4 protein-coding genes are annotated in these 3,934 nt (G+C 63.3%); 2 read left to right on the forward strand and 2 right to left on the reverse strand.

The features are described 5' to 3' along the window. Positions 1-712, reverse strand: a 712-nt coding sequence (locus VOI29_RS23205; RefSeq protein ID WP_323784100.1) for a xanthine dehydrogenase family protein molybdopterin-binding subunit, incomplete at its 3' end; no start/stop codon positions are given. Positions 713-760: 48 nt separating this feature from the next. Further along, positions 761-1,912 carry a type III PLP-dependent enzyme gene (locus tag VOI29_RS23210; RefSeq protein WP_323784101.1) on the reverse strand — a complete coding sequence of 384 codons (1,152 nt, stop codon included), beginning with the start codon at positions 1,910-1,912 and terminating at the stop codon, positions 761-763. A gap of 107 nt (positions 1,913-2,019) precedes the next feature. Here VOI29_RS23210 and VOI29_RS23215 point away from each other — a divergent pair, with 107 nt between their 5' ends. Both VOI29_RS23215 and VOI29_RS23220 read left to right on the forward strand, forming a co-directional pair. Beyond that, positions 2,020-2,457 carry an Lrp/AsnC family transcriptional regulator gene (locus VOI29_RS23215; protein ID WP_323784103.1) on the forward strand — a complete coding sequence of 146 codons (438 nt, stop codon included), beginning with the start codon at positions 2,020-2,022 and terminating at the stop codon, positions 2,455-2,457. A gap of 523 nt (positions 2,458-2,980) precedes the next feature. Beyond that, positions 2,981-3,934: class I tRNA ligase family protein (locus VOI29_RS23220; protein WP_323784105.1), on the forward strand; the 954-nt coding region annotated here is incomplete at its 3' end.

Raw genomic sequence — 3,934 nt, forward strand, 5'->3', positions numbered from 1 at the left:
CGTCTGCTTCATCCAGCCGCATCTTGGCCGCCAGCTGGGATTTGATCGCCCAGACCCCCTGCCCGCCGAAGGTGAAATGCAGCCGCCCGCCGGTCCATTCGGCAAAGCAGCCGCGCGGTTCCATCGAGTTGACGATAATCCGGTTGTCCTCCACCTGCAGCGCAACGGTGTGCGCCGCGGTGCGGAAAGCCTCGGCCGTTGCGGCCTCATCCCCCATGCCCCAGTCAAAGGCGCGATTGTCCGGCACCTCCGCATGCAGTGGCTCACCGCCCGGCAAGACGTCCATCTTGGCAGGCAGATCATCAATGCCGAGCTCGATCAGCTCTCCTGCATCACGGGCCTGATCCAGTGTCTCCGCAATGACCACCGCCACCGGTTCCCCCACATAGCGCACACGGTCCCGTGCCAGCATCGGCCGTTCGGGGGCGGCGCCGCTGGAGCCATCCCGGTTCTTGACCGTGGTGCCATCCATGGAGACGTCAATGCCGGCAGCCTCCAGATCCGCTAGGGTGATAACCGCATGGACACCGTCGCACGCGCGCGCATCTTCAACGTTCAGCGCCGTGATCACGCCATGCGCCACCGGACTGCGCAATACCCAGGCGCGCAGGGCGCCTGCCGGGGCAGCATCCTCGATGTACTGCCCCTGACCGGTCAGAAACCGCAGGTCCTCGACCCGCTTCACCGGCTGACTTTTACCGAATTTTCCCATGCTTGCCCCCTTGATCGCGCTGACTGGCGTTTCGGGGCGAGACTAACCTCAGCGGGCAGCTTGTCCAGACAGCTCAATCACCGTCGCCACGTCAGACAGCCCATAGCCGTTGAATTGCGTGCTCATCGCGGATGAATAGGCCCCCAGCCCCGGAAACAGCACATAGTCGCCGGTTTCGGAATCAGCGGGCAGCGGCAGCCCGTCCGGCAAGCGGTCAAGACTGTCACAGGTCGGCCCGAACACAACGCGGGGCTGGCGCAGGCCTGCACGATGGGCGCCATCCGCCCCGACCACTTCCACCCGCCCCGGCAGACCCATGTCGCGGATATCAACCAGCCCGCCATAGATGCCGTCGTTCAAAAACACCACCTCGCCGCCCTTGCGCATCCCCTTGATTCGAGCTGCCAGGGTGAAGCTTTCAGACACCATCGCCCTGCCCGGCTCGCAGATCAGCGTGGGTTTGTCCGCGCCGAACAACTGACCCGCGGCGGCACCAATGGCGTCAAAGACCTTCTCCAGATCCGGCGCCACGCCATCCCGGTTGGCCGCAAACCCGCCGCCCACATTAAGGCGTGCAATCTTCACCCCCGCCGCGTCCACAATCCGCTTGGCTGCGTGGACGTATTCCACCCAAGCGCTTTCGTCCTCGCACTGGGTCCCGGGGTGGAAGCACAGCGCCGGCGTCCAGCCATCTGCCGCCACCTGTTTCAACAGCTCTATGGCTTCCTCCGGGGCGGCGCCGAATTTGCTGCCGAAATCATAGACCGCACCGGCCACCGGCAAGGCAAAGCGTACAGCTACTTCGCAAGAGCGCGGCACTGCGCCCAGTTTCTCCAGCTCGCTCAGCTCATCCACCGACCAGCTGGCGACGCCATGTTCGATCCCCGCAGCGATCTCTGCCTTGGAGCGCATCGGGTTATTGTAGTGCATCACCGCATCGGGGCTGGCAGCGCGCACTGCCGCCATTTCGGCGGGCGAAGCCACATCAAACGCGGTAATCCCTGCCGCCACCAGATTGGACAATACGGCTGGATGCGGGTTGGCCTTAACGGCATAGGTCACCAGCCCCGGAAACCCCCGCTGAAACCGCCCCGCAACCTCATGCAGCACCCGCGGCGAGAAATAGAGGATCGGGTGATCCGGCGTGCTGCGGGCCAGATGGGATTCAGGGGAAAGCCAAAGCGGTGGAATTTGCTGCATCAGGGAAAACCTCGTTCGTTTTTTTGTATTTTCCGATGATTTCCCGTCGATTCCGCTCGTCAATTCCACTAAAGTGACGGAAACAGACGTCAAATCGTAGGCAATTTATGCAAACCGACGGCACTGATCAGCGCCTCGTTACCCTCCTGCGGGAAAATGCCCGCCGCCCGGTTGCCGATCTTGCCCGCCATCTGGGGCTCGCGCGCACCACCGTGCAGGCAAGAATCGAGCGGCTGGAAGCCACCGGGGTAATCACCGGCTACACGCTCAAATGCTCTGCAGCCTCCCGCCCGCCGCTGCAAGCCACGGTGCTGATGTCGATCGAGCCGCGCTCAGGGCCAGAGGTGCTCGCCCGTTTGCGCAGCCTGCCAGGGGTGGAGGTGGTGCACACAACCTCGGGCCGGTTCGACCTGCTGGCCCAGGTGGTGGCGCAAAGCACCGCCGAGCTGGACCAGACCATCGACCATATCGCCGAGGCGCGCGGCGTGCGCTCCTCGGAAAGCCTGATCCATCTGGCCACCAAGCTGGACCGCACCGGGCAGTAGGCGCCAAACCCTGCGCTCGCAGTCCAGCAGCCAACCGCGGAACAGCTTGGCAGCCGGGCGCATTGAACCGCGATCCGGCTAGATCAGGCGGCACGCCTTCTGCCCCGGCACTTCGGCCTCCGGCAAGCTACGCCGCACTCTCCAAGCGGGCGGCAGGAAAGACCAACCCGCGCCGAAATTTACCCCCTTCGGTACCAACAGGAACGCCGCCGCAAGATCCGGGCCGGCGAATGAGATGTGCTCGGGGAAAAAAGCGGCCCACTCTCCCAATGCGGTACAGGCTGGAGAGCCGATGACCGCACCAGGAAGAGGCCGCCTCCGCCGTTGGCGGGATTATCTCTTTCGGACGGACGGCCCGGGTGCGGTGGCGCTTCGGCCTTGCTTCTTGCTGGTCTGAAATACTCAAATCGCGGCCGCCGCCCCCTCCCACAGCGGCTTGCGGTAAAGAAAACCCCATATCCGGCTTCCCCTTCCCTCAGCCATTGGGTAATTGATCGCCCAACTGCATGAGGGATCAAGACGCATGGCGATGGAAAAGACGTTCAACGCGGCGGAAGCCGAGAGCCGCCTTTACAAGGCCTGGGAAGAGGCCGGCTGTTTCAAGGCAGGCGCCAACGCCAAGCCGGAGGCCTCCACCTATTGCATCATGATCCCGCCGCCGAACGTCACCGGCGTCTTGCACATGGGCCATGCCTTCAACAACACGCTTCAGGATATTCTGATCCGCTGGAAGCGGATGCAGGGTTACGACACTCTGTGGCAGCCGGGCACCGACCATGCGGGGATCGCCACCCAAATGGTTGTCGAGCGTGAGCTGGCAAAAAACCAGCAGCCGTCGCGCCGCGAGTTGGGCCGCGAGAAGTTCCTGGAGAAGGTCTGGGAATGGAAAGAGAAATCCGGCGGCACCATTGTTGAACAGCTGAAACGCCTTGGTGCGTCCTGCGATTTCTCCCGCACCGCCTTTACTATGGCCGGTGCCCATGGCGACACCCGTGCCGGCCACGAGAATTCCCCCAACTTCCACGATGCCGTGATCAAGGTCTTTGTGGAGATGTATAACAAGGGCCTGATCTACCGCGGCAAGCGGCTGGTCAACTGGGACCCGCATTTCGAGACCGCGATTTCCGACCTTGAGGTCGAAAACATCGAAGTTGCCGGCCACATGTGGCACTTCAAATACCCGCTCGCGGGCGGCGCCACCTACACTTACGTGGAGAAGGACGAGGACGGCAACGTGATCCTCGAGGAGGAGCGCGACTATATCTCCATCGCCACCACCCGGCCCGAGACCATGCTGGGCGACGGCGCGGTGGCTGTGCACCCCTCGGACGAACGCTATGCGCCCATCGTCGGCAAGCTGTGCGAGATCCCGGTCGGTCCCAAGGAGCACCGCCGCCTGATCCCGATCATTACGGACGAATACCCGGACAAGGACTTCGGCTCCGGTGCGGTGAAGATCAGCGGCGCGCATGACTTC

It is taken from the genome of Leisingera sp. (assembly GCF_034669605.1).
GTDB lineage: Bacteria > Pseudomonadota > Alphaproteobacteria > Rhodobacterales > Rhodobacteraceae > Leisingera.